Annotated in this window: 19 protein-coding genes and 1 pseudogene; 2 read left to right on the top strand and 18 right to left on the bottom strand. The window is 59.1% G+C overall.

What is annotated here, in order from left to right; all coding sequences use genetic code 11:
* Nucleotides 1-75 precede the first annotated feature (75 nt).
* From B7L71_RS08780 to B7L71_RS08765, 4 genes are all read right to left on the bottom strand, one after another.
* Nucleotides 76-1,530, bottom strand: a complete 1,455-nt coding sequence (locus tag B7L71_RS08780; protein ID WP_081137385.1) for an NAD-dependent succinate-semialdehyde dehydrogenase — start codon at nucleotides 1,528-1,530, stop codon at nucleotides 76-78.
* Nucleotides 1,531-1,610: 80 nt separating this feature from the next.
* Entirely contained in the window at nucleotides 1,611-3,233 is a 1,623-nt protein-coding gene (locus B7L71_RS08775; protein WP_081137383.1) for a sigma 54-interacting transcriptional regulator, read from the bottom strand.
* Between the two features lie 123 nt (nucleotides 3,234-3,356).
* Nucleotides 3,357-4,778, bottom strand: a complete 1,422-nt coding sequence (locus B7L71_RS08770) for a hypothetical protein (protein WP_081137381.1) — start codon at nucleotides 4,776-4,778, stop codon at nucleotides 3,357-3,359.
* Between the two features lie 52 nt (nucleotides 4,779-4,830).
* Nucleotides 4,831-5,994, bottom strand: a complete 1,164-nt coding sequence (locus B7L71_RS08765; RefSeq protein ID WP_081137379.1) for an iron-containing alcohol dehydrogenase — start codon at nucleotides 5,992-5,994, stop codon at nucleotides 4,831-4,833.
* 540 nt (nucleotides 5,995-6,534) lie between these two features.
* Here B7L71_RS08765 and cml point away from each other — a divergent pair.
* Nucleotides 6,535-7,722 (top strand): annotated as a pseudogene (gene cml, locus B7L71_RS08760) (CmlA/FloR family chloramphenicol efflux MFS transporter).
* A gap of 34 nt (nucleotides 7,723-7,756) precedes the next feature.
* Here the strand turns inward: cml and B7L71_RS08755 are convergent.
* The 13 genes from B7L71_RS08755 to B7L71_RS08710 all read right to left on the bottom strand — a co-directional run bounded on the left by B7L71_RS08755 (nucleotide 7,757) and on the right by B7L71_RS08710 (nucleotide 23,512).
* Nucleotides 7,757-8,338, bottom strand: a complete 582-nt coding sequence (locus B7L71_RS08755; protein WP_157808941.1) for a DedA family protein — start codon at nucleotides 8,336-8,338, stop codon at nucleotides 7,757-7,759.
* 278 nt (nucleotides 8,339-8,616) lie between these two features.
* Nucleotides 8,617-9,759: a Fic family protein gene (locus B7L71_RS08750; RefSeq protein WP_081137375.1), complete on the bottom strand. Its 1,143-nt coding sequence runs from the start codon at nucleotides 9,757-9,759 to the stop codon at nucleotides 8,617-8,619.
* Between the two features lie 146 nt (nucleotides 9,760-9,905).
* A complete protein-coding gene (locus B7L71_RS08745) occupies nucleotides 9,906-10,793 on the bottom strand; it encodes a GIY-YIG nuclease family protein (RefSeq protein ID WP_081137373.1) in 888 nt (295 codons plus the stop codon).
* A gap of 53 nt (nucleotides 10,794-10,846) precedes the next feature.
* Nucleotides 10,847-13,945, bottom strand: a complete 3,099-nt coding sequence (locus B7L71_RS08740; protein WP_081137371.1) for a type I restriction endonuclease subunit R — start codon at nucleotides 13,943-13,945, stop codon at nucleotides 10,847-10,849.
* Nucleotides 13,946-13,954: 9 nt separating this feature from the next.
* Nucleotides 13,955-15,247, bottom strand: coding sequence for a restriction endonuclease subunit S (locus tag B7L71_RS08735; RefSeq protein ID WP_081137369.1), 1,293 nt, complete (start codon nucleotides 15,245-15,247; stop codon nucleotides 13,955-13,957).
* Nucleotides 15,244-17,637 (bottom strand): HsdM family class I SAM-dependent methyltransferase, encoded by a 2,394-nt coding sequence (locus B7L71_RS08730; protein ID WP_081137367.1) that lies wholly within the window; start codon nucleotides 17,635-17,637, stop codon nucleotides 15,244-15,246. The genes B7L71_RS08735 and B7L71_RS08730 overlap by 4 nt, the downstream gene beginning before the upstream one ends.
* Nucleotides 17,638-17,781: 144 nt before the next feature.
* Complete coding sequence (locus tag B7L71_RS17315; RefSeq protein ID WP_016914799.1) at nucleotides 17,782-17,934, bottom strand: hypothetical protein; 153 nt, start codon at nucleotides 17,932-17,934, stop codon at nucleotides 17,782-17,784.
* A gap of 66 nt (nucleotides 17,935-18,000) precedes the next feature.
* On the bottom strand, nucleotides 18,001-18,204 hold the full coding sequence (locus B7L71_RS17080; protein ID WP_139790091.1) for a hypothetical protein: 204 nt from the start codon (nucleotides 18,202-18,204) through the stop codon (nucleotides 18,001-18,003).
* 99 nt (nucleotides 18,205-18,303) lie between these two features.
* Nucleotides 18,304-19,881, bottom strand: coding sequence for a glutamine-hydrolyzing GMP synthase (guaA, locus tag B7L71_RS08725; protein ID WP_081137365.1), 1,578 nt, complete (start codon nucleotides 19,879-19,881; stop codon nucleotides 18,304-18,306).
* A gap of 88 nt (nucleotides 19,882-19,969) precedes the next feature.
* Entirely contained in the window at nucleotides 19,970-21,439 is a 1,470-nt protein-coding gene (gene guaB, locus B7L71_RS08720) for an IMP dehydrogenase (protein ID WP_081137363.1), read from the bottom strand.
* 162 nt (nucleotides 21,440-21,601) lie between these two features.
* Nucleotides 21,602-22,288 (bottom strand): phosphate signaling complex PhoU family protein, encoded by a 687-nt coding sequence (locus B7L71_RS08715; RefSeq protein WP_016914803.1) that lies wholly within the window; start codon nucleotides 22,286-22,288, stop codon nucleotides 21,602-21,604.
* A gap of 25 nt (nucleotides 22,289-22,313) precedes the next feature.
* The gene (locus B7L71_RS17670) at nucleotides 22,314-22,622 is read right to left on the bottom strand and encodes a hypothetical protein (RefSeq protein WP_249273214.1); all 309 of its coding nucleotides are present in this window, start codon (nucleotides 22,620-22,622) and stop codon (nucleotides 22,314-22,316) included.
* A complete protein-coding gene (locus B7L71_RS08710) occupies nucleotides 22,592-23,512 on the bottom strand; it encodes a Na/Pi cotransporter family protein (RefSeq protein ID WP_249273213.1) in 921 nt (306 codons plus the stop codon). The genes B7L71_RS17670 and B7L71_RS08710 overlap by 31 nt, the downstream gene beginning before the upstream one ends.
* Nucleotides 23,513-23,740: 228 nt before the next feature.
* On the opposite strand from B7L71_RS08710, the gene xseA reads away from it, so the two are divergent.
* Nucleotides 23,741-25,084 carry an exodeoxyribonuclease VII large subunit gene (gene xseA / locus B7L71_RS08705; protein ID WP_081137361.1) on the top strand — a complete coding sequence of 448 codons (1,344 nt, stop codon included), beginning with the start codon at nucleotides 23,741-23,743 and terminating at the stop codon, nucleotides 25,082-25,084.
* Nucleotides 25,085-25,098: 14 nt separating this feature from the next.
* Here xseA and B7L71_RS17875 read toward each other — a convergent pair whose 3' ends face one another.
* The gene (locus B7L71_RS17875; protein WP_254893829.1) at nucleotides 25,099-25,233 is read right to left on the bottom strand and encodes a hypothetical protein; all 135 of its coding nucleotides are present in this window, start codon (nucleotides 25,231-25,233) and stop codon (nucleotides 25,099-25,101) included.
* Nucleotides 25,234-25,495 lie beyond the last annotated feature (262 nt).

Raw genomic sequence — 25,495 nt, 5'->3', positions numbered from 1 at the left:
TAAGGGCCAAAAAACCCCGCAGTGAGAGCTCTCACCCGGGGCCTTGGAACTAAAAACAGCTTAGTAAAGTGAAGGCTACTCCGCCTGCTTGATACCCAGGCAGAGGTACTTCATCTCGGTATATTCATCGATCCCGTAACGCGAGCCTTCGCGGCCGATGCCTGAAGACTTGACCCCACCGAACGGAGCCGCCGCCGTTGAAATCAAACCGGTATTGATGCCCACCATGCCGTACTCCAGCGCCTCGGAAACGCGCCAGATGCGCGAGACACTTTCAGCATAGAAATAGGCCGCCAGCCCGAACTCCGTATCGTTTGCCAGGCGAATTACTTCAGCCTCGTCTTCGAAGCGGAATACCGGTGCCAGAGGGCCGAATGTCTCCTCGCGGGCACATGCCATGTCCGCTGTCGCCTCGGCCACCACCGTGGGTGCGTACCAGGTCCCCCCTAGCGCATGGCGCTGCCCTCCAGCCAGCACTCGCCCTCCTTTGGCCAAGGCATCCTGAAGGTGCTCTTCCACCTTGGCCACCGCCTTCTCGGAAATCAGCGGCCCGATATCCACCCCCTCCTCGCTGCCAGCGCCCACCTTCAAGGCCTGAGTTCGCTGCGCCAGCCGCTCCACAAAGGTGTCGTAAACACCACTTTGCACATAGATACGGTTCGCGCATACGCAAGTCTGCCCGGCATTGCGGAACTTGCTATCGATTGCCCCGGCCACCGCCTCGTCGATATCGGCATCATCGAACACAATGAACGGGGCATTGCCTCCCAGCTCCAGCGACACTTTCTTCACCGTCGGCGCACAGGCTGCCATCAGCTTGGCACCCACCGCCGTAGAACCGGTGAAACTCAGCTTGCGCACTACTGGGCTTTCGGTCAGCACCTGGCCAATGGTCTGTGCATCCCCAGTGACGATATTGATCACCCCGGCAGGTACTCCCGCCTGCTCGGCCAGTGCCGCCAAGGCCAGCGCGGTCAGCGGCGTCTCCATGGCAGGTTTCACCACGATGGTACAGCCTGCGGCCAGCGCAGGAGCCACCTTGCGAGTAATCATCGCCGCCGGAAAATTCCACGGCGTAATGGCCGCACAGACCCCCACCGGCTCACGGGTGACAATGATGCGCTTATCTGCCGCGTGGCCCGGAATGGTATCGCCATAAATCCGCTTGGCCTCCTCGGCAAACCACTCGATAAAACTGGCGGCATAGCCGATTTCACCCCGCGCCTCCCTCAGCGGCTTGCCCTGTTCCAGCGTCATCAGCTCGCCCAGCACCGCCTCGTTCTCCATGATCAGCGCATGCCAGCGGCTCAAAACAGCCGCCCGCTGCGCAGCGGTTTTGCTCTTCCAGGCGGGCAGCGCCACGTTGGCCGCCTCGATGGCACTTGCCACTTGCTGGGCGCTCAGGGCAGGCACATGCCCAAGCGTCGCACCGTCTGCCGGGTTGGTCACCGCCACCTGCTCGCCACTCTCCGACGTCACCCACTCGCCGTTGATATAAGCCGCCTCATGAATCCACGACTGAATCTGCATCACCTACTCCTGTATTGTCATTGATAGAATTGAAACCGTGGGATAGGACCTGGCGTAGAACCTGGCGTGTCAGCGCTGCCTTACCCCAACGGTGAATCGCGCCAGCGGCGCTGCTTTTTCACTAACGTGGATTGGTCCACGCCCAATACTGCCGCTGCCGCGCGAGTAGACCCGTGCAAGGCCAGCGCATGCTCGATCACTTGCCGCTCGAATCGGCTCACCTGATGGCGCAAGGAATGTTGCTCGCAAAGTGCACGCGGCCCTTCCGGTGCCGCGGCTTGGCCGGGGCTGGGAAATAGCTCACGGGGCAAATCTGCCGAGGTCACCTCTTCCTGTTCCAGGGTCACGACCAGGCGCTCGGTGAGGTTCATCAGCTCGCGTATATTGCCCGGCCACGCATACCCCGCCAGCAGCTCCAACGCCTCGGGTGACCAGCGGTGCGACATACCGTGCAACTGATTGAAGTGCACTAAATAATGCTGCAGCAAAGGAATCACTTCCTCGCGCCGCTCCCGCAACGGTGGCAACCGCAGCGGCACCACACTCAGCCGATAGAAGAGATCCTCTCGAAAAGCCCCTTGTTGTACACGCTCCAACAACTCCTGATGCGTCGCCGTAATCAACCGCACGTTGGCTTGCCGAAACGCGGTATCACCCACAGGCAAATAGCGGTTTTCTTCCACCACCTTCAATAGCTTTACCTGCAAGGCCATGGGCAAGTCACCGATCTCATCCAGAAACAGCGTTCCCCCATGGGCCACATCCAGCAGCCCCTGCTTACCCTTGGGCGCAGCACCGGTAAATGCCCCGGCGGCATAGCCAAACAGCTCGGCCTCCAGTAGCCCTTCCGGAAACGCCGTACAGTTCAACTCCATGAACGGGCCATCCGAACGGTCACTGTGCTGATGGATATAACGCGCCAACAAGGTCTTTCCGGTACCGGTTTCGCCCTGAATCAGAACCTTGGCCGTCGATTTTGCCACCCGGCGCGCCAGGTCGAAGCAAGGCTCCGTGCTCGGGCTGGTAATCACCCCGGGAGCACTCAGCGCCGATACTTCTCGCACCTGATACGCCTCACGGATACGCTCGATCTGCTCAAGCTGCTCCTGGGCATGCTTGGCCAGCAGCAGCTCCGTGATATCGCGAACGCTGGTCACCACATAGGCTAACCTGCCGTCCTGACCAAACAGCGGGGTCCCCGTGACCACAATCTTGCGGCTACCATGGATCGTCTGCGCCAGCGTGATCGGGCGCAGCTCACGAATCACCTCCAGCGACGCCGATTTGGAAATGAACCCCGCCTTGACCAGATCCGCCATGTGGAAGCCCACCACCTCCTCCCGCTGAATACCGGTGATGCGCTCATAAGCCTGATTGATTGTCACCGTGATACCGTTGGCATCGGTGATATAGACCCCATCGTGCAAGGCATCCAGCAAAGAACGCATGGGCTCCTCATCGAACCCGAACGCCTCCACCTCTGCCGCCTCAAGGGCTGGCTTCGCACCGGTGACCCGGTAGCGCAAATGTGCCTCCACCGGCTGGTCGAGTGCCCCTTCCCGCTGAGCCTGCTCGATATCGGTACGGGTCAACACCCCAATCACCTGGCCCTGGCGATGAAACACCTCCACCGCATCCGTACCGTGCTGCTCAAACAAGGGCAATGCCGCCGCCAATGAAAGGCACGCCTCTATTCGCTGCATGATCTCCCTCCAGGGATAACTGCGAACCATCCCGCCATGGCTGGCCGAACCGCACGATTGGCCAGCACACGGCGCCGAACCCCAGCGTAACCCGGCGGCTCGGCCTGCACAGCGTCATGTCGACTACTTTTGCAGCGGGACCCGAGGTTCAGGGTCAGCAGAAGGCACGGACGCTTCCTCCCAATCCTTCACGAAGGTCTTGTCCACCTCGCCCGAGAAGAAACGGCGACCGTAAATCAGCGCGCACAGCAGAATCCCCACGGCAAAGGCCCAGGTAGCGCCCTTGATGACCAGCATTGCCGCAATAATTCCGGCAATGCCCAGATCACGCTGGCTACGCGCCTCCATGATGCCGATGCGTACGCTGACATAGCCCTGAATCAATAGCGTCAGCGCCAGCGCAATGCCCAGAATAGGCTCTACCAGACTCACGATGGGCAGCAGCAGCAACCCCGTGTTGGTTCCCCAACGGAACGACCCAGAACCCCCGAAGATAGAGTTCATCGCCGCCTTGCCCTGCTTGTAACGCTCAACCGTGACCACATGCATTGCCGCCCACAGCGGGCCACACATCACCACGTCCGGACCAAAAATGCTCATGCCGAAATTACGGCCACCAAAGATCATGTGGGCACGGTTGGGGTTATAGTCGATCTTCTCGTCGCGGCGCTTCTCATCGGCCTCCTCCAGCAGCGCCTTGCTCTGCAACACATCGCCAAACAACACGATATACGCCGCCAACACCGTAGGAATCGCCGTCAGAAACATCATCAGCGGCGGCATGCCCACGCCGAACACCGTGTACTCACTGAACATCAACGCGAAGTCAGGCTGGCTGAACCCCCATTCCACATCGGGCCATGGCGCTTCCCCAAACAGCGGAGCCACCACGATAGCCAGCACGATGATCGGAAAGATCCCCAATTTGCCTACCGCACCCCACACACCACCCTGGGCTTTCAGCTTATTGAAATGGCGGGAAAAAATAAGATAAAAGGCCACACCCACGGCAATCGTGATGGTAAAGGGGTACTGCTCGAAGCGGCCACCCTCATCGAATACCACCACGATGGCCGCCAGACCAGCGCCCATGATCACCCCCGCCTTGATGGCCGAAGGAATCAGCCGCACCACCTTGCTGGCCATGCCCGTGACCCCCAGACCGATGGCTAGGCCCCCCAGCATCATCTGGAAAGCAATCAACGCATGCACCCTATCGACCCCCTCGGGGAAGGTCGCCACATACGCCATCAACAGCGGAATGGCCGGCGTAATCCAGCCAGGGATCACCGGGTCCCCCAGCAGATGGTGCAGCAGATACAGCAAACCGTTCAAAATCACGATGGCCAGCGCCGCCTCGAAAGGCATCCCCAGCAACTGCATCATGAGCGGAATCGCCGCCAGATCGACGGCACACATCAATAGCCCCTGCAAATAGTCAGGCAGCTCGAAGCGATAGTGATAGAAAGGCAAGCGAAGCTTGAACGGACCTAACGGCGTGTACGGGCTCTCCTCACCGTCAACGCGATGTTTCCAAGCGCTCATGGCATGAACTCCTGATCAATTTTATTGGTATTGTTAGTAACGCGTCACCGCGTCAGTAGGCAGCGCGATAGATGGCCTCGATATCCTCCAGGCTCAAGACCCTGGGATTATTGCGCAGCAGCCGCTCCACCTTGATAGCTTCGGCAGCCAGCTCGGGAATCGCTGACTCAGGGATATCGAACGAGCGCAAGCCAGACGGAATTTCCACCTCGGCACACAAGCGATGCATACGCGCAATCACGGCATCGGCCACCGCATGGTCGGAAAGCCCCGCCACCGGCTCGCCAAAAGCCTGGGCGATGCCCCGGAAACGCTCCACACACGCCAGCTTGTTCCACTCCATCACGAAGGGCAGCAGCAGCGCATTGGTCACCCCATGGGCCAACTGATAACGCCCGCCCAACGGATACGCCAACGCATGCACTGCCCCGACCCCCGCATTGCCGAACGCCAGCCCCGCTAGCAGGCTACCGGTCGCCATGTCCTCGCGGGCCTGAAGATGCTGAGGATTGGCAAACGCCTTCGGCAACGCCGAAACGATCAACCCCATGGCCTTGACCGCCAAGGCGTCCGTGATAGGCGTCGCAAAATTGGAAAGATACGCCTCCACCGCGTGCACCAGCGCGTCCACACCGCTGGCAGCCGTAACGCTGCGCGGGCAGCTCAGCGTCAGCTCGGGCGCCACGATCGCCACATCCGGCAGCAGGCAATCGCTCACGATGCCCTTTTTCATCTGCTGGACCTTGTCGGACAGAATGGCGATGTTAGTCACCTCCGACCCAGTCCCTGCGGTAGTGGGCATGGCAATCAAGGGCACCTCACGCTGGCGCACCTGCTGCTCGCCAAACAGCGCTTCCAGCGGCCCCTCATGGCGCGCATACACCGCCACGCATTTGGCGATATCCATGGCACTGCCGCCGCCCACGGCAATCACGCTATCGTGCTGGTCCGACACGAACACCTCCGTGCAGGTTTCCACGATAGCCACTTCCGGCTCTGGGGTTACACCATCGAACACACCACAGGAAAGCCCCAAGGCCTGCAACTGCCTGGTAACCCCCTCCAGCGTGCCTGAGGCCACCACCCCGGCATCCGTCACGATCAAGGGATTCTGCATGCCCAGTGCCTGTACATGCAGGCCCAACTGTTCACTGGCCCCCTGTCCGGTAATCAACTTACCCGCACTCTTGAAACTGCTCACCCGATTCAACTGCATAACGTGCTTCCTATTCTCTATTGTTAATTGTTGGAACGCGCCAAAGCGCCTTGGCTATCGTTTACGCATTGGCACGCTATCTTTAGCGCACTACTTGTAGCTAACCACGCTTACGGCAGAACACTTGTAGCAAACCATGTAGCAAACCGCGTGCCAACAACAAAAAACCCCGCAAGCACATGAATTAAAAGGGATATAGAAAAACTAAAGAAGACCAACGTTCGTTTTTAGCAAAGTCGTCAGGAAAAAAATCATCGCCATGCAGCTAGCACGATGAATTTTGTCATCGAGAAAAATCCAACACCAATATCCGATACACAACGGGCATGGCCTGGTCTGCGCTTTTTGTCTCTGATACGCTAACAACGCCAAAGGCACCGCAACGTCACCTCCCGGAAAGCACCCATGGGTTCCAAAAAAGCAGACCGCTAGGCCGCAACAACCCTGCTTCACTCGTTGTTGCGGCAGCCTGACCATCCCATCGATGCCCTGCAGGCCGCCGTCGAATACGCTGATTCGTACGGAGCTTTTCCTGTGCCTATTCAAAACCCAAGCTCTTGGGCTTATCGCCTCCCCCTGGCGCTGGCGTTGCTGGCCCCTTTCAACTTGCTTGCCTCACTCGGCATGGATATCTACCTGCCGGTGGTGCCCGCCATGCCGGGCATTCTCAATACCACGCCCGAGGTCGTTCAGCTCACGCTGACGCTCTACATGATCATGCTGGGCGTGGGCCAGATCCTCTTTGGCCCGCTTTCAGACCGCCTGGGTCGTCGCCCCATCCTGATAGGCGGCACCCTCGTTTTTGCGGCGGCCTCCTTCTTCCTGGCGTTCACCACGGAAGCCTGGCTATTCGTGCTGCTCAGGCTGGTGCAGGCCATGGGGGCCGCCGCCATGCTGGTCGCGATGTTCGCCACGGTGCGCGATGTGTACGCCAACACGCCGGAAAGCGCGGTCATCTACAGCCTGATGAATGCCATGCTGGCGGTGGTGCCTGCGCTGGGGCCTATCGCGGGCGCGCTGATAGCCCATTACCTGGGCTGGAGCGCCCTGTTCATCACCCTGGGCATTCTGGCCCTGCTGACCCTCGGCTACGCCTTCCCGAGATGGCATGAAACACGCAAGGCATACGCCCCCACCCGCCTGGCGGATATGGGGCGCGTGCTCAACAGCGCTCATTTCTGGGTTTATACGGTCGCGTTCGGGACCGCCATGGGGGCGTTTTTCGTGTTCTTCTCGACGGCCCCCCGAGTGCTCATCGAAGGGGCGGGCTTTAGCGAGTTGGGGTTCAGCGTGGCCTTTGCGACGGTAACCTTGGTCATGATCGTGACGGCGCGCTTTGCCAAACGTTTCGTGACGCGCTGGGGCATTCCCGGCTGCGCCCTGCGTGGCGCGCTGATTCTGCTGGCCAGCGCAGGCCTGCTGGGGCTGGGGGAAGTGTTCTTCACGCCAAGCCTGTGGTCGTTTGTCTTACCGATGTGGCTCGCCGCCGTGGGCATCGTGTTGATCACCTCCGTGACCGCCAACGGCGCGCTGCACGCCTTCAACGACATGGCTGGCACCGCCGTGGCGCTGCACTTCTGAGTGCAGAGCCTGATCGTGGGTGGCGTAGGCACTGCGGTGGTGGTCATGCTGGATGGCAGCACGGCGTGGCCGCTGATCGCCTACACCGGCGGCATGGCAGCGCTCACGCTGGGGCTGCTCACCGGCTTAGCCTGGCGGAGGCGGTAACGATAGGGTAATGCGTGTGCAGGGGTGGCTGCGCTCAATCGCGCGTCGTCAAGCGCTGAGCCCTTCTCCGCCGAGTGGCCACCACGGCCGCGACCGCGACGCAAAGCACGGCGGCCACCCCTGCCAACACCACATGGGAAAGGCTGCTCAATCGCTCAAACAGTGGCGCGAGCGCCTGACCAAACAGATAACCGAGCGTGACCCAGGCGGCCGACCAGATCAGCGCCGACAGCGCATTGAGCACGATGAAACGGGGCCAGGGAAATTTGGTCGTGCCAATGGTCACCGCACCGGCCATGCGCAGCCCATAAAGGAACCGCAAGGAGAACGCGAACGTATTCGGGTGGGCGTTGAACGTCGTCAGTACCCGCTCACCCGCCACGCTACGCTGAACCGAGCGAACGATGGCGCTATTGCGCCACCCATGCCCGAGCAGGAAGAACACCTGGTCTGCCAGGAAAGCGCCCAAGGCAAGCGAGACCACCGCTTCACCAAACCCGATCAGGTGCCGATGCATCATGATGCCGCCCAGCATCGCGACGGCTTCACCCTCCAGGCTCGCCCCCACGAACAAGCCGAGGCTGCCATAGTTCGCCACGAAATAATCAAGCGTCATGTGCATTCATCCATCAAGTAACCCCGCCAGGTGGGTGCCACGTAAACGCAATCTCTATCACGATTCAGGATGATGCTGATATGCCCATCGCCACACGTATACCGGGACGCCACGTCAGCCAGATGAAAGCCGACATCTCGTCTTCAAAGCACGTCAACAAGGGCGATGGCGTGTGCAGCGATTATACGTCTGCCAGCGTCGAGCTGGGTCATTTTTACTATGACACTTCTATGGCTTTCTGGGTTCGGGGTGGCCCACCGGGCAGTGACTCCTGGCCATCAGTATTCACCGGGCAGCCCTTTGCCATGCTCCACCAAGGCATAACGTGTGCTCCGCCCGCCGCCAGGCAGCCTGAAAAGGCAGCCTTTCTCTACCAGTTCAGCCAAATCCCGCGTGGCGGTCGCTTTGCTCACCTTGGCCAACGATTGGTACTTGCGGGCATTAATGCCCTGCGCAAACTCCTCTCCTGCGGTATCCAACAAACGGTTCAGCACCTTGATTTGTCGTTCGTTCAGTACCGTAGTGGCATGGTGCTGCCAAAAGGAAGCCTTGACCAATACACGGTCGATTCTTAACAACGCCTGCTCAAGCGCCTCTTTCAGCGTATCGAGGAACCACAACAACCAAGGCGTAATATCGAGACTGCCCTTCTGGGTACTTTCGAGGTAGTCGTAGTAAGCGCTTCGCCGCGCCATGATTGCCGCACTCAGAGAGTAGAAGCGCACCGACTGCCGTTCTGCCTGCGCAAGCGCCCGGTCGGTAACGGCGCGTGTGACCCGCCCATTGCCATCATCAAAGGGGTGCAAGGTGATCAACCATAGATGTGCAATACCCGCCCGCACCAGCCCATCCAGTCCCTCTAGCGGTTGGTTGAACCACGTTAGAAACGCATCCAATTCGGCTTCCAGCTGTTCACGGGGAGGCGCTTCAAAATGAACGGTAGGTCGATCCAGCCGCCCCGACACCACCTGCATGGGGTGGTCACCGCGTAGCTCGCCCACACGCACTTGACCCATCAGGCCAGGGCCTTTCACAAACAGCATGGACTGCCACAGGCACAGCCGCCCATGGGTCAACGGCTCATCCAGCTGACGCGTGGATTGCAGCAATAGATCGACCAATGCCTCGGACTCAGGGGTTGTTCTACCAGATATACCAGCCCGCTCGATGCCCAGCTGGCGAGCCACGGAAGACCTCACGGAGCCAACATCCAGACGCTCGCCTTCGATTTCGCTAGTACGAATGGCGTTCTGTATCAGCGCATCCATCTCCACCTCCAGATCCAGATCCGCCTGCCCAGGCGCCGCCTCGGTTTTACCCAACACGCGCCCCTGAAGCAGCCGCACGGCATCCAGGGTAGGCCGCAGTGCGGACTCATCCCACTCAAAATGCGGCCAATGTGGCTGTTCCCAGATATACATGAGCCGATTGCCCCGCCTATTCGGATCAGATGATGAGCCAATTATGGTTGATATTCGGCTCATGGGCCAGTCAGGGAGTTGTTTCAGCTGAAATAAGGAATACAGAAGAGCACACCCGCAACCGGGGCAAGTTGAAAAACGTTTTGCTAAACATCCGATAACCTTTCGTCTTGAATGGCTTTCAGAGTTTTGCCATCAGCATCCTTCCAAGCCAAACGGCCATTGGCGCTACCGCCCACCAATACGCCCGCTGCTGTTGAAGGAGAGGAAAAGCGAAAATCCTGGGTAAATATCAGCTTTCCATTTTGCGGCGCTAGTACGCCACGCGCTTGCAGAAGTTGCCGCTGCTCGCGCATATAGTCATGGATGGAAAGCGTCTCCTCAACACGTGCCAATGAGCCTTTGAGTACCACAAAGCCATCGGCAACTTCTCTACCCGTGCCTTCGGCCCCACGTTCGTTGAGGTAAAGCGTCAGCGGCGGCTCGACTTGCTCTGAAGATGACGCGGCGGCTTGGCTGCTAGCTGCTTCGAACGCATCGATACCCAATAGCGGAAAAATCACCAGCATCTCGGCTAAAAACCACTCGGCATCGGCACGGTCGGCTTCATTGAGTGGTGGGGCGGAGGGATACGCCGTGTTATCCACCGCCCACTGATTGGCCGTCTTCGCCATGCCCAGCAACCGCGACTCCAGGTAGCGTACGTTGGCCTTATTCAAACCTTCGTTCGTGCTGGTAAAGGCGATGGCCCGCGTCCAAAACTCCTTACCCGACACATGCTGCTTGATACGATCTCCGAGCGAATCGGCTTCGCCTACGTACAACTTGGCCGCCCCCTCTTCCGTTTGCCCCGTGAGCACATACACGCCCGGCTGTGCCATTTCGCTGCGCTTCATCGCCCCTTCGAGCTGAGAGCGGTTGGCCACCACCGCCCGCCCCGTCCAGTTGGATTTTTCCACGATGCGCAGGCCCTCGGGCGTGCCGTCGGCGAGGAAGATGCGGATGGAGGTTGGGCGTGGGTGACTGGATGTCATTAGTCTCTCTCCTGATCGCGATACGGCGCGCGATTTTTTAGGCAAACTCGCTTTTATACATTGCTACCCAGCCCGGGGTTTTGCAGCGCATTCTTGAGGCTTTGATAAAACGCCGCCTTGAACGTCGGGTCCTGAGCGTGGAGCTTGTATAACTCCATCTCCTCCTTGCGCCGCTTCAACATCACTTCTTTCATGATTTTATCGAAGGCGATTTCACGCGAGTAGGGGTCCGGGTTATCGCTGAATTTCTGCTCGAAATCCGGGTGTGCTCTTACGCTATCCAAAATATTCAGGAACTTGACGCGCTGCTCATCCGGCGTAGCGCTCCAGCCTTGAAACCAGCGTTCGTTAAAGGTCTTGATGATTTCCTCGAGCGGGTCCTTCTGGCTCTCTTCTTCACGGTACCCACGCGGGTTGGGGTTTTGCGGATCGAGCGTGGCCTCCTCGGCATCCAGTGTAATGGCATGGTTGAGCTTCGTTCTGCCCAATCCGTAGGAGGAAAGATCGACGGCCTCAAGCAGCTCATCGAGTTCATCCTGATCTGGGTCCTGAATCTTTAGCTTCGGAATGAGGAACTTCAAAAACCAGAACAGCTTTTCCCATGCCACGACTTCGAACGGCATGATCGACGCCATTTGACCGTAGATCTTGACGAACTGCTTGGCCTTGATCTTGAAATCGATCTTGTCTTTATCCTCGAGCCCCAGCTCCGCGTTGAACCGCTCGGCGGCTGTATCAATGAGTGGGCTCAGCTTCTGGGCATCCTCCTGGTTGAAGAAACGCTGGCAGAACTCGTCCACTTCCTCCCACTCGTAAACACCGGTTTCATCGAGTGCATCTTTCAAATCATGCAGAACGTTGACATCCGTCGCCTGCGACAGCGTCGTCACGGTGAAGAAGGGGTCAAACGCCTTTTTGATGTCGTCGACCTCGTTGAAAAAATCGAGCACGAACAGATCTTCGGTCCGCTTGCCCAGTTTGGGCGCCGAGCGATTCAAACGCGATAGCGCCTGAACGGCCAGCACCGACTGCAGCTTTTTATCCACATACATGGCGCAAAGCTTGGGTTGATCAAAGCCGGTCAGATACTTATTGGCCACCACCAGTAACCGAAAGGTGTTCTCGACGCTCTGGCCGTTCAGCAGCATCGGCTTGCCTTTATCGTCGTAGCCATCAAAATAGAAGCGCGTCTTCTCCTCGGGGAAACCGTTCATCTCGGCTTCCGTGTACTTGATGCCGTCGACCTCCTTATCACCCGAAAAGGCAATCAACGCCTTGAACGGATTGCCGCGCTTCTCCAGCTCTTTCTGTACCGCGCGATAGTAGCGAATGGCCATCTCGATATTCTGAGTGATGATCATTCCCCGCGCCTTGCCGCGCAGCTTCTTCTTGTTGACCACGTTATCGACAAAGTCATCCACCATGACCTCGGCCTTGATGTCGATGGTTTGCTGGCGATGTTCGACAAAGGCGCGCAGCTTTTTCTGCGCCTTGGCAGTATCGAACAGCGGGTTGTCCTCAATGGACTTCTGAATCTCGTAATAGCCTTTGTAGGTGGTGTAGTTGGCCAGCACGTCGAGTATGAAGCCCTCTTCGATCGCCTGTTTCATGCTGTAAAGATGAAAAGGCTTGTAGCCGCCCTCAGGCTGCGCCACCCCGAACATCTCCAGCGTGCTGTTCTTGGGGGTCGCCGTGAATGCAAAGTAAGAAGCGTTGTCCCGCTGCTTGCGCGCCCGTATGGATGTGAGAATTTTGTCCTGGTTGTCCTCGTCGTCCGTCTCCGCACTTCCCCCCATGGCCTTGTTCATATTGCCTTGAGAGTGGCTGGTTTGGCCGCTGTGAGCTTCGTCGATGATCACGGCAAAACGCTTATCAGAGAGATCCGCGATGCCATCGATAATGAAGGGAAACTTCTGAATCGTGGTGATGATGATTTTCTTGCCGTTCTCCAGTGCCGCTCGGAGATCCGAAGAGCGCATCGCCGGGGCGACGATGTTCTTCACCTCGGAGAAATCCTTGATGTTCTCGCGTAGCTGCTTGTCCAGCAGGCGGCGGTCGGTCACGACGATCACACTATCGAACAGCGGCGCATCCAGCGCCTTCGCGCCGGGCAGGTCGGCCTGCTCGGGGTAGCTTTCGATCAGTTGGTAGGCGGCCCAGGTAATCGAATTGGATTTTCCCGATCCGGCGGAGTGCTGAATCAGGTAACTCTGGCCCACCCCATGCGCCGCGGTATGGGCCAACAGTTTGCGTACCACGTTGAGCTGGTGATAGCGCGGAAAGATCAGGTTTTTCTTCGCCAGCGGGTCGGTGCTTTTACCTTCCAGCAGCACAAAGTGCTGGATGATACCGGCGAGACTGCCAGGCTTGAACACCTCTTCCCATAGATAAGCGGTACGGTGGCCGTTCGGGTTGGGCGGGTTGCCCGCACCTTCGTTATGCCCTTTGTTGAACGGCAGAAACCAGGTGGCATCCCCGGCGAGCTTGGTGGCCATCCAAACCTCGTCGGTATCGGCGGTCATATGCACCAGCACGCGGCCAAACTGCAGCAGTGGCTGGCTGGCATCCCGGTTGCGGTACTGCTTTTTCCCGTGATAGCTGGCGGTCTCGGTCCGAGCGTTTTTCAACTCTAGCGTGACGATGGGCAGGCCGTTAACGAACAGCACCATATCGATGGACTCGTTCGAGTTCGCCAACGAGTGATGCACCTGGCGCGTCACGCTCCACACGTTAGCGGCGAAGTTGTCGTGCACCGTCTTGGCGGAACTGGCCAGCGGCGCGGGGTACATGAGGGTAAAGTGCGCATCCTCGACCGGCAGGCCTTTTTTCAACAGGTGCAGTACGCCCTTTCGTTTGATCAGTTTGTCGTACTGGCCAAGAATGCGCGCCTGCCAATCGGCGGGGTGGCGGGTCTTGAGCTTTTCCAAGGCCTTGCTTTGCGTGGCTTCCAGAAAGGCCCAGAATCGGGCAGTGTCCAGCGCCAGCGCGGCATCGAAGTCGCTGCCATGGCCAAGGCGGTAAGCACCACTCACGCCGTAAGTCGCAGGCTCGGTAATGCCCTGCGCCTGTGCTTCGCTGGTAGTGCCGGTCAGGCTGCGTTCGATGGCCTGTTCCAGCGCTTTCTCCGTGGTGTCGCTTACCGCGTAACTCATGACTGCCCCTTAACTGACCTTGATTTTGCCCGTCACCGCCGCGTTGATCAGGCTCGTTTTGTATTCCTTGAGCGTAGCAATCTGATCTTGCTTGATTGAAATGGCGTAGCTGACTTTCTCTGAAATCTGCTCAGAATACTGAATGATTTCTTTCTGCTCCGCCAGCGGCGGGAGGGTAGTCATCAAGTCTCGAAAATCATCCCAGTAGAGGCGTTTTCGGAAATCTGCGATACCCTTGGAGGCAGCATCCATTTGCCGGATAAAGTTTGGAGTTCGGTATAGGAGTTCAAAGTAATCGCCTGCTAGGTAATCCACCGGGCGTGCAACCACGTAAGCAGGACTGACCATACCGTGAGTATGCACCGCTCCAATGCCGCCCTGCCATGCACGCATCATGTTGTAGGCGATATCGCCTGGCAGAACTTCCATATAAGAGCTGCGGTTTTCGATCTTCACAATAGATCGGATGTTCTCTTCCTCAGACAGCTCCTCCTTCGAAACGCCGCTGTGGATTGAGACGGAAAGCACCGGAAGATCAGCATTGCCTGGCTGTTTGATTTCCCGAAAGAGCGCAAAGTTACGGTGTACCTTCCAGTGAGCAGGAATCTCCCCAATCCAATCGATGCCGCTGTCTTTCATGGGCACGTCAGGGTTAAGGCCACGAGTGACGGCCTGCTGAATCAGGATCTGCCGACGCTCGCGCAAGAGCTTGATTTGCGCTTCCTTGATTCGTACTGCCTGGTCGATTTTGGCGGATTTGTTATCCAGAAATGCGGCGATGGCGCGTTGCTCGGGGAGTGGCGGCAATATTAACGGAATTTGCCGCATACGGGGTTGGTTTAGATCCCACTGTCCGATGCGAACGCCATCTGAGGCTGAGCCGAAGTAAGAGACGTAGAGCTTGCTACGAATCGCAATGTTAAAGAAATGCGGATCGACTTCGCGAGTAAAGTCAAAAATGAAATAAGCAGGGCTGACAATTCCAGTATGCGCGGACACACCATAGGAGCCCTGCCACGCCTTCATCTTGTTCATGCCGAACTGCCCCTTGCGCAACACCTTGTAGCCGCTCAGGTCATCCGGAATAAAATTGTGGTTGCTGTCCTGATCTTCGATGTCGCGTTTGATGACCCCCTGTTCTCGGGTGATTGAGAGGAGAGGCAACTCGGGCTGGTTTTTCTCCGATACCGCATTCAGCATGGAGCCCAGCTTCTCAACATTCCAGTGGACCGGGATATAGCCGACCCAGTTGAAGCCCGAGTATTTGAAGCTGTCGTATTTAGAGTAAGCCGCTATGTTCATTCTGCTAATTCCAGCTTGGTCGCGATCTCAACGCCGAGAATATCAGCAATCAGCCCATCGGCCTGCTTTTCCAGTGCCAAAATATCCCGCGTTACCTCTTCCAGACTCCGCAGTGGCTTGTGGCGATAGAAATACTTGTTGAAGCTGATCTCATAGCCGATCTTCACGGAGTCGAGGTTGATCCAGGCTTCTTTAACGTGCGGCTTCACCTCGGCTTGAAAATAGCGGTGGATGCTGTCCTTCAGCGGCACGCTTTCCGCATCGCGCAAGTCGGTGGCGCTTTCATAGGTCAGGTAGCTGCCATCGCCCTGACGGTAGTAGCCGAAGTCCGAAAGTGCTTCCTCTGTACAGCCGTAGCGCTCGGTCAGGCCTCTCACACCCTCTTTCGAGAGCGAGTAGCGCTTGTCGATCACCTTGTGCGCCTGTTCGTCGTACCAGCTTACGGCGTTCAGCAGCGCGGTTTTCTCTCCAGCGGTTAGCTTGATCTTCTGCGCCTTGAGCGTTTTGCTGACGGCCTCGCGGAAGGCGTTGAAGTCATCGGCCTCTTGCGTGCCGATCTGCTCCATCAAGGCGGTGGCGGCATCATGCAGATCGCGCAGCTTGAGCCAGTAGCGGGTATCGGTCAGTTTGCCGCGCTGCTTGGCGTTCAGGGTCATGCCCTGCTCCTCGCACCAGGCGGCAATGGCTTTGGCTTCGCCTTTCAAAAAGCCTGGTTCGTAAACTTTGTCGCCGTGGGTTTCCCACAGCCACTCCATCGGCTCGCGCAGTGATTTATCGAAGCGTAGCGGTGCGATGCGCTCGGCGCTGAAACCGGCGCGTCGGCGGTCGGGGCGCTCGATAGTGACCTTGTAGTAACCGAAGTCGTCGTTATCGAACACCTGCACGGCGATGCCCTGCGGGTCGTTGTTGGCGTCGATTTCCCGCTCGATGGGGGCAAAGTCGAGGTAGGCGTTAGTGATCGTTTCTATATGCTCGGGCGCAAATTCGCAGTTCTTGTCACCCAGGTTCTTGCGCAACTTGCGGTAGAGCAGGTTGGCGTCGATCAGTTGGACACGCCCTTTTCGGGCTTCCGGCTTGGCGTTGGTCAACAGCCAGATATAGGTGGTGATACCGGTGTTGTAAAACAGGTTGTTCGGCAGCTGGATGATGGTATCCAGCATGTCGTTTTCGATGATGTAGCGGCGGATGTTGGATTCGCCGCTACCCGCGTCGCCGGTAAATAGGCTAGAGCCGTTGTGAACGGAGGCGATACGCGAACCAAGCGGGCTGGTGCCCGCAGGCTTCATCTTGCTGACCATCTCCATCAGGAACAGCAGCTGGCCATCCGAGGAGCGCGGAGTAGCGTCTACCGTCTCTTTGTTACCCCAATAATCAGCCAACTCGACCTGAAAGCGAGGATCGATGACATCCTTGCCGTCCTTGATGTACTTGACCTCGCTGCTCCAACTCTTGCCGTAGGGCGGGTTGGAGAGCATGAAATCAAAGCGTTCGGCGGAAAACTCATCGCTGGAGAGCGTGGAGCCAACGCGGATGTTCTCGGGGTTGTTACCCTTGATCATCATGTCCGATTTACAGATCGCGTAGGTCTCGTCGTTGATCTCCTTGCCGTAGAGATAGACGTCGCCGCTGGCCTTGATCAGGCCTTCCGGGTTCTTGATGTAGTTCTGCGCCTCGGTCAGCATGCCGCCCGACCCGCAGGCCGGATCATAAATCGTCATGAGCGGGGGAAGCCGATCCTTGATCGGGTCGAACATCAGGTGCGTCATGAGGTGGATCACCTCGCGCGGCGTGAAGTGCTCCCCCGCTTCTTCGTTGTTCTCTTCGTTGAACTTGCGAATCAGCTCTTCGAACACGTAGCCCATGCCGAGATTCGACAGCCCCGGCAGGGTGTTGCCTTCGGGGTCTTCCATCTCGTGGGGCGTGAGGTTTATATAGGGCGAGACGAAATTCTCGATGACATCCAGCAGCACCTGTTTGTCGGCCATGTGGCGCATCTGATCGAAAAGCTTGAAACGGCGGATGATCTCCTTGACGTTATCGCTGAAGCCATCGAGGTAATCCTCGATATTCGCCAGCAGGATCTGCTGGTTGTTGGTAGCCGTGCCGTGAAGCTTCTTTAGCGTCCAATGGCTGGTGTTGTAAAACACGTAGCCGGAGGCTTCCTTCAAGGGCTCCTCGTCCAGCTCCAGCGCGCCTTCATCTTCTTTCTGGTAGCGAACCTCTTCGAGCACCGCGTCCTTGGTCGGCTCCAGAAGGGTGTCCAGGCGGCGCAACACCACCATGGGTAGGATGACATCACGATATTTGCCGCGGACATAAATATCGCGCAGGCAGTCATCGGCAATTTTCCAAATAAAAGAGACAAGGCTGTTATGAGAAACCTGATTCATTGATGAGCTGTAACCTTATGATATTTAAAGCTATCCCGATTTTTAGGGCGCATGAACGGTTGTTCGCAAGCCACTAAAAAACAGGCAGAAACAGAAAGCCCGCTCATCGGCGGGCCAAGGAAATGCGACTGCTCAACCGCTAAGCTAGCAATTCAGCTCTTTAGCCTGGTCGAGAACACGCTTCTGACGAGCGATGGCGTTATGGATGACCTTGTTACGCACGGCTTGTTTCTGCTCAGCGCTCGCATGACGCGCAAAATGCGTTAGCGGGGTAGATTTCGACACTTTATCTTTCATGACTCGTCCTCGCCTGATAGTAGGCTTTTCAGCTGTTCATGAGTGTAGCGCTCGGGCAGGAATGGATCAATCGAATCGATATCCTCTTCCCAGTGCTGATTTGTGTGGTCGGTGTCCTTGATGATGAGGTCGAGACAGACCCATAAAAATGGAGATCGCCCGCTCCTCAGGCGCGTATTGCTCGATATTCGTTCGCTCAGAGGCAATGCGCTTCTTGTGTCGCTTGGCAAAGGCTACCGCATTGGCTTTGACTTCCTCGTCGCTCATCATGCTCATTCCTGCAGGTATACGCGTACCATACAACAAAGCCGCTCAATCCTGGAGCGGCTTTGATAAGGCTAGCTAGCGATTACCTTAATTGGCGCAGGATCACTCCCACTCAATAGTAGCAGGCGGCTTACTGCTCACATCATAGGTCACCCGCGATACGCCTTCCAACTCATTGATAATCCGGTTGGAAACCTTCTCCAGCAGCTCGTAGGGCAGGTGGGCCCAGCGGGCGGTCATGAAGTCGATGGTTTCGACGGCGCGGAGCGCGATGACCCATTCGTAGCGGCGGCCGTCGCCGACCACGCCAACGGATTTCACCGGCAGGAACACGGCGAAGGCTTGGCTGGTTTTTTCGTACCAACCGGCGGCGCGCAGTTCTTCGATGTAGATGGCGTCGGCATCGCGCAGGATGTCGGCGTACTCTTTCTTCACTTCACCCAGAATGCGCACGCCCAGGCCGGGGCCGGGGAACGGGTGGCGGTAGACCATGTCGTAAGGCAGGCCGAGTTCCAGGCCGAGTTTGCGCACTTCGTCCTTGAACAGTTCGCGCAGCGGCTCGACCAGCTTGAGCTTCATGGTTTCCGGCAGGCCACCCACGTTGTGGTGGGATTTGATCACATGCGCCTTGCCGGTTTTGGAGGCGGCGGATTCGATCACGTCCGGGTAGATGGTGCCCTGGGCCAGGAATTCCACGCCTTCGATCTTGCTGGCTTCGTCATCGAACACGTCGATGAAAGTGTTGCCGATGATCTTGCGCTTGGCTTCCGGGTCTTTTTCGCCGTGCAGCTTCTCCAGGAACAGCGCTTCGGCGTCCACGCGGATCACTTTCACGCCCATGTGCTTGGCGAAGGTTTCCATGACCTGGTCGCCTTCGTTCTTGCGCAGCAGGCCGTTATCGACGAATACGCAGGTGAGCTGCTCGCCAATGGCCTTGTGCAGCAGTGCGGCTACTACGGAAGAGTCTACGCCACCAGAGAGGCCCAGCAGTACGTGGCGGTCGCCGACTTGCTCGCGTACGCGCTGTACCTGGTCTTCGATGATTTGGGCGGGGGTCCACAGTTTTTCGGCTTTACAGATATCCAACACGAAGTGCTCGAGAATCCGCTGGCCTTGCAGGGTGTGGGTCACTTCCGGGTGGAACTGTACGCCGTAGAACTGCTTCTCTTCCCAGGCCATGGCCGCAATCGGGCAGCTCGGGGTAGAGGCAGTCACGGTGAAGGTGTCCGGGGCCTTGGCGACCTTGTCACCGTGGCTCATCCACACGTCCAGCAGGGCGTTGCCGGTGGCGGGGTCTACGTGGTCCTTGATGTCCTTGAACAGGGCAGTTTCGGCGTCCAGACGGATCTGGGCGTAGCCGAACTCGCGCTGGTTGGAGCCTTCCACCTTGCCGCCCAGCTGCTCGGCCATGGTTTGCATGCCGTAGCAGATACCAAACACCGGCAGGCCCATTTCGAACACGCACTCGGGAGCGCGGGGGGAGTCCAGCTCGGTGACGGATTCCGGGCCACCGGCCAGGATGATGCCGTTGGGGTTGTATTCGCGGATCTCTTCTTCGGTGATGTCGAAGGCGCGGATTTCAGAGAATACGCCGATCTCGCGCACGCGGCGGGCAATCAGTTGGGTGTACTGGGAGCCGAAGTCGAGAATCAGAATCTTGTGGGCGTGAATGTCACTCATGGCGAAGCCTCTATAACGCGGAATACCCGCATTGGCTAAAAAGCAGACGGCGGGGCAATGCCCGCCGCCATGTCACTAACTGCGCTGGTTAGCTCACCCGGTAGTTGGGTGCTTCCTTGGTGATCTGCACGTCGTGAACGTGAGACTCGTTGAAGCCAGCGCCGGTAATCTGTACGAACTCGGGCTTGGTGCGCATTTCCTGAATGTCGCGACAGCCGGTGTAACCCATGGAGGCGCGCAGGCCGCCCATCAGCTGGTGAACGATGGCGCTCATCATGCCCTTGTAGGGTACGCGGCCTTCGATGCCTTCCGGCACCAGCTTTTCGGCTCCGGCGTCCTTGTCCTGGAAGTAGCGGTCGGCGCTGCCCTGGCTCTGTGACATGGCACCCATGGAGCCCATGCCACGGTAGGCTTTGTAGGTACGGCCTTGGTAAAGCTCAACTTCGCCCGGTGCTTCTTCGGTACCGGCCAGCAGGCCACCCACCATCACGGCGCTTGCGCCAGCGGCAATGGCTTTCGCCAAGTCGCCAGAGAAGCGTACGCCGCCATCGGCAATCAGCGGAATATCGAACTCTTTCAGCGCTTCGGCTACGTTGGAAACGGCGGTGATTTGCGGTACGCCAACGCCTGCCACGATACGCGTGGTGCAGATGGAGCCGGGGCCAATACCCACTTTCACGGCATCGGCACCCGCTTCGGCCAGCGCAGTGGCGGCGGCGGCGGTGGCGATGTTGCCGCCGATCACTTGAATCTGCGGGAAGTGTTCCTTGATCCAGCGGACGCGGTCGATGACGCCCTTGGAGTGGCCGTGGGCGGTGTCGACGATGATCACGTCAACGCCTGCTTCGGCCAGTGCCGCTACGCGGTCCGGGGTTTCCGGGCCGGTGCCGACCGCGGCGCCTACCAGCAGGCGGCCATCGCTGTCTTTGGCGGCCATGGGGTAGGTGCGGGCTTTTTCGATATCCTGGAAGGTCACCAGGCCGCGCAGGTGGAAAGCGTCATCGACGATGAGCATTTTTTCGATGCGGTGTTCGCGCATCTTGGCTTTGCTGACTTCAAGCTCGGTACCTTCCGGTACGGTGACCAGGCGCTCGCGGGGCGTCATGATGTCGGCCACGCTGTCGCCCACGTTGGGCTGGAAGCGCATGTCACGCTCGGTGACGATGCCCACCAGGGTTTCGCCTTCCACCACCGGGAAGCCGGAGAAGCCGTATTCGCGGGCCATGGCCAGCAGGTCTTCCAGCTTGGCCTTGGGGCTCACGGTGACCGGGTCTTTGACGATCACGCTTTCGTGCTTCTTCACCTTGCGCACTTCCGCGGCCTGCTGGGCCATGGTCATGTTCTTGTGGATGATGCCGATGCCGCCTTCCTGGGCCATTGCAATTGCCAGACGCGCTTCGGTCACGGTGTCCATGGCGGCAGACAGCAGGGGAATATTCAGCGAGAGGTTACGAGTCAGGCGGGTTTTGAGGCTGACATCCTTGGGCAGAATGTCGGAGAAGCCAGGAACGAGAAGTACGTCATCGAACGTAAGCGCTTCTTGGGCCATACGTAGCATAGCGGCAACACCCAATGTAAAGTGGGAAGATGGGGCGTGAAAGGTTAATCGCCCATTGTAACGTTTCGAGGGCCACCCCAGCAAACCATCCTGCGATGATCTGCTGAAGGTGGCCCTCTGCGTTGGCCTGGGCGAAGCCCACTGCGGTGTGGCGCGGGCGGTTTAGTCCAGCGCGCGGTCGTCGGCTTCGCTGGGGAAGTCCAGGTCTTCCAGGCGGCCCGTCACCGCCGTGGCGATGTTGGCCAGGTGCGAGGCCACACGCTTGTAGTGGCGCGCCAGCAGCGAGTAGGCCACGGCTTCGTGGAACTCGATGCTGTCCTCTTCCCGCAGCAGGGATTCGATCAGCTCGTCGCTGATGTGACGAATCTCCCGGGTGGCGGTGATGATGCCGTGGGCCTTTTGCTCATCGGAGTTGCGCGTGGCCGCAATCAGCTCGCTGAACAGCCCTCGCAAGCGCTCGGCGATGCTGTCCAGGGGCTTCTGGTAACGGTCTACATGGAAGCCTTCGGTGTAGAACGCGCCTACCTCGAAGACGTTCTTGCAGTAATCGCCGATACGCTCGGCGTCCTTGGCCACGCTCATCAGCGCCAGGCAAATGGCCACGTCGTGGCCGGGGTTGACGGTCAGGTGGCGCAGCACCTTGCGGCGAATCGAGCGTTCCAGCTCGTTGACCGCCACATCGCGCTCGTACAGGGGCGTGCGTACGTCCTCGGCGGCCACGGTGCTGTACAGCACCTCGTTGGCTCGGGAGAACATCCAGGCGCCATGCTCCAGCATTTGGGTCAGGTCCGCGTAGGCCTGGTCGATGCTGGTTTCCGAGGTAAGCGCACTAAAAAGCTGTTTGAACATGGGGAAACCTCTCAACTGGCCGCGCTTAGCGCAGGCGGATAAAGAATTCGGTCAGCGTGATGCCCACCAGCGGCACGATCAGGAACACACCGATCAGGAACAGGAACGCATAGCGAATGTGCTGCCCTGCCAGGCGTCCATACCAGGTGGCAATACGCAGCGGAATGACCCGCAGCGGCCACCAGATCGCGGTGCCGGTAAGATTGAAGATAACGTGAAACAGCGCCACCGTCATCGCCGCCGCAATCGGGTTGGCGGTCGCCGCCAGTACGCTGGTCACGGTGGTGCCCAGGTTGGCCCCCATCATGAACGGCAGCACGCGGCGCAGGCGCACCACCCCGGCCCCGCCAGCGGCACCATCAGGCTGCTGGTGATCGAGCTGGACTGCACGAGTACGGTCGAGACCACACCCACGCCGTAGGCCCGCGCATCGGTACGGAAGAAGTAGGTACGGAACAGGCCATCCATATGGCGCAGCAGCGCGCCGCGCAGGTTCTGCACCATGAACACCAGGGCAGTGAACATCAGCAGCAGGCCGATGCCTGCCACCATCAGCCCAGCGGCGGCGGTGGTGGGCATCAGCGCCGCGCCCAGCCAGTTGGCGGCATCTACCACCGGGGCGGTAATGATCTTGATAGGGCTGTTGGGGCGGGCGACTTCTTCCAGGCCAATCAGGTCCGCCAGCCAGGCGGCCAGGCGGGTGAAAATGCCGTAGCCACGCTCGTGGAACATGCCGGTCAGCCACTCCACCGGGAAGATCAGCAGTACCGTGAGGATGTTGAACAGGTCGTGCATCAGCGCCGCGGTGAACGAGCGGCGGAAGTTACGCTTGATACGCACGTTGGCCAGCGCCACGATGACGCCCGTGACGGCCGTGCCGATGTTGGCCCCCATGATGGCGAACACCGCCGTGCCCAGGGTCATTTCGCCACTGGCCACCAGGGTCACGATCAGCGCCGAGGTGAACGAGGAGCTCTGCACGACCATGGTGACCAGCACGCCCGCCATCAAGGCGATGAAGGGGTTCTGGCCATAGGCGAAGGCGCGGGTCAGAACATCGCTGTCGCTGCCGAAGGTGCCTAACCCCGCACCCAGAACGTTCAGAGCAGCCAGGAACAGATACAAGCACAAGCCAGCGTAGATACCTCTTAGCCAGGCGGGCACTTCGTGAGGCGCTTGGCGAGCCAGCGCAGGACGATCTTGTGAAGGTCCGAGATTCGACATGAGCAATCTGCCCTGTTGGTGAACATCTATTGTGACGCTTTCGTGACACTTTTGTGTCGGCGGGCACCCTAGCATGGTTTTGTGACACTTTGATGACGTTTATCTTGCAGCGCCGCCTTCCGCGCGCATGGTACGCCAGAGAGCCCGTCAAGGCCATTGCTGTACGCCCTGCACGTATTGTCTAATGAGCGGCCGCATCCCCGCTTTCACCCGCGACTGGAAACTCCCATGAGCGCTCCCAACGCCCCCCTGCTATCGGTCAGTCAACTCAACCTCAAGGCGCGCAAGGCGCTGGAGAGCGACCTGGGCGATGTGTGGGTGGAAGGCGAGCTTTCCAACGTGTCGCGCCCGGCGTCCGGGCATATCTACTTCACGCTGAAAGATGACCGCGCCCAGGTGCGCTGCGCGCTGTTTCGCCAGCGGGCGCGGTTCGTCTCGGCCCCCATGCGCGATGGCGATCAGGTCAAGCTGCGCGGCCGGGTCTCGCTGTTCGAACCCCGCGGCGATTACCAGCTGATCGCCGACGCCGTGCAGGCGGCGGGGCTGGGCGAGCTGCTGGCGGCCTACGAGCGCTTGAAGGCGCAGCTGGAAGGAGAAGGGGTATTTGCCAACGCCCGCCCGCTGCCCTTTCCGCCCCGCAAGCTGCTGATTCTGAGCTCCGCCAGCGGCGCCGCCATCCGCGATGTGCTGGCGGTGCTGGCAGCGCGCTGGCCATTGGCCGACGTGACGTTGATTCCCGTGCCGGTTCAGGGCGCAGAAGCAGCCCCGGCGATGATCTCTGCCCTGGCGCTGCTCAACCGCCAGACGCGGCTCGACCCCGCCCAGGATGCGGTGCTGATCACCCGAGGCGGCGGCAGCCTGGAAGACCTGTGGGCATTCAACAACGAGCACTTGGCCCGGGCCATCTTCCACTCCCGTTTGCCGGTGATGTCTGCCGTGGGCCATGAGGTGGATGTCACCCTGGCGGATTTCGCCGCCGACATGCGCGCCCCTACCCCTTCCGCCGCCGCCGAGCGGCTGGTGCCCGACCAGCACGCCCTCAAACGCCAGCTTCGGCAAGCCGAACAGCGCCTGCAGCGCGCCCTGCAAACCCGCCTGGAGCGCGATAGCCAGCGGCTGGACGCCCTGCGCGCTCGGCTCCGCCACCCAGGAGAGCGGCTGGCCCACCAGCGCCAGCACCTGCAAGCCCTTACCCAGCGGCTAGCGCGCGCCATGCAGTTCACGCTGAGCCAACAGCAGCGCCAGCTTGGCCAGCTCGGCCGTCGGCTGGCTAGCCAGGACATGGCCCGGCTGTACCGGGCAGAAAGCGAGCGCATCGAACGCCTGCAACGCCGCTTGGCCAGCGCCATGCAGCGCCAGCTCGAAGCGCGCCAGGCACGCCTACACAGCGCCGCCCGGGCACTCAACGCGGTCAGCCCGCTGGCAGTACTAGGCCGTGGCTATGCCATCGCCCAGGACGAACAAGGCCAGATCGTGCGCCGCGCCCAGGATACTCAGCCGGGCCAGCTGCTCAAATTGAAGCTGGGTGAGGGGCGTTTGAACGTGGAAGTAAAACGGCGCTATCAGAAATAGCGCCGCACTGGTGATTACTTTTTGTCCGATGACTCATCCGGGGAAGGATTGACGTGATGGGTGTCCGGCATCGGGTTGGCGTCGTCGTGATGATCGTCGCGCTGGTCTTTTTTCTGTTCTTGCTTCTGGTCGTGTTTATCCGGGGACATGCTACCTCCTGATCCTTGGTGGTGTGTGTTGCCTCACTCACTATAGCCGCTCCCCACCCGCTTGCCATGAAGGCCGCACCGCAGGGCCGTGCAATGCCCTGCCTGGTTTTCAGGCTTCTCTTTCCAAAGCAGCGAGTTACCTCCTTCCCGGCCCGTTTGGCACCCACTCATGCAGTGTTTAAATAGCATTTATTAATTGTCGCTATCGGAAGTGAATGGCCTTCTTCGGCATTTGCCCCGGCCTGCGCCTTTGGTCTACGTT

Source organism: Halomonas sp. BC2 (genome assembly GCF_002078115.1).
In the GTDB taxonomy this organism is placed as follows: Bacteria; Pseudomonadota; Gammaproteobacteria; order Pseudomonadales; family Halomonadaceae; genus Vreelandella; species Vreelandella stevensii.
This window is presented reverse-complemented; position numbering and strand designations above follow the sequence as displayed.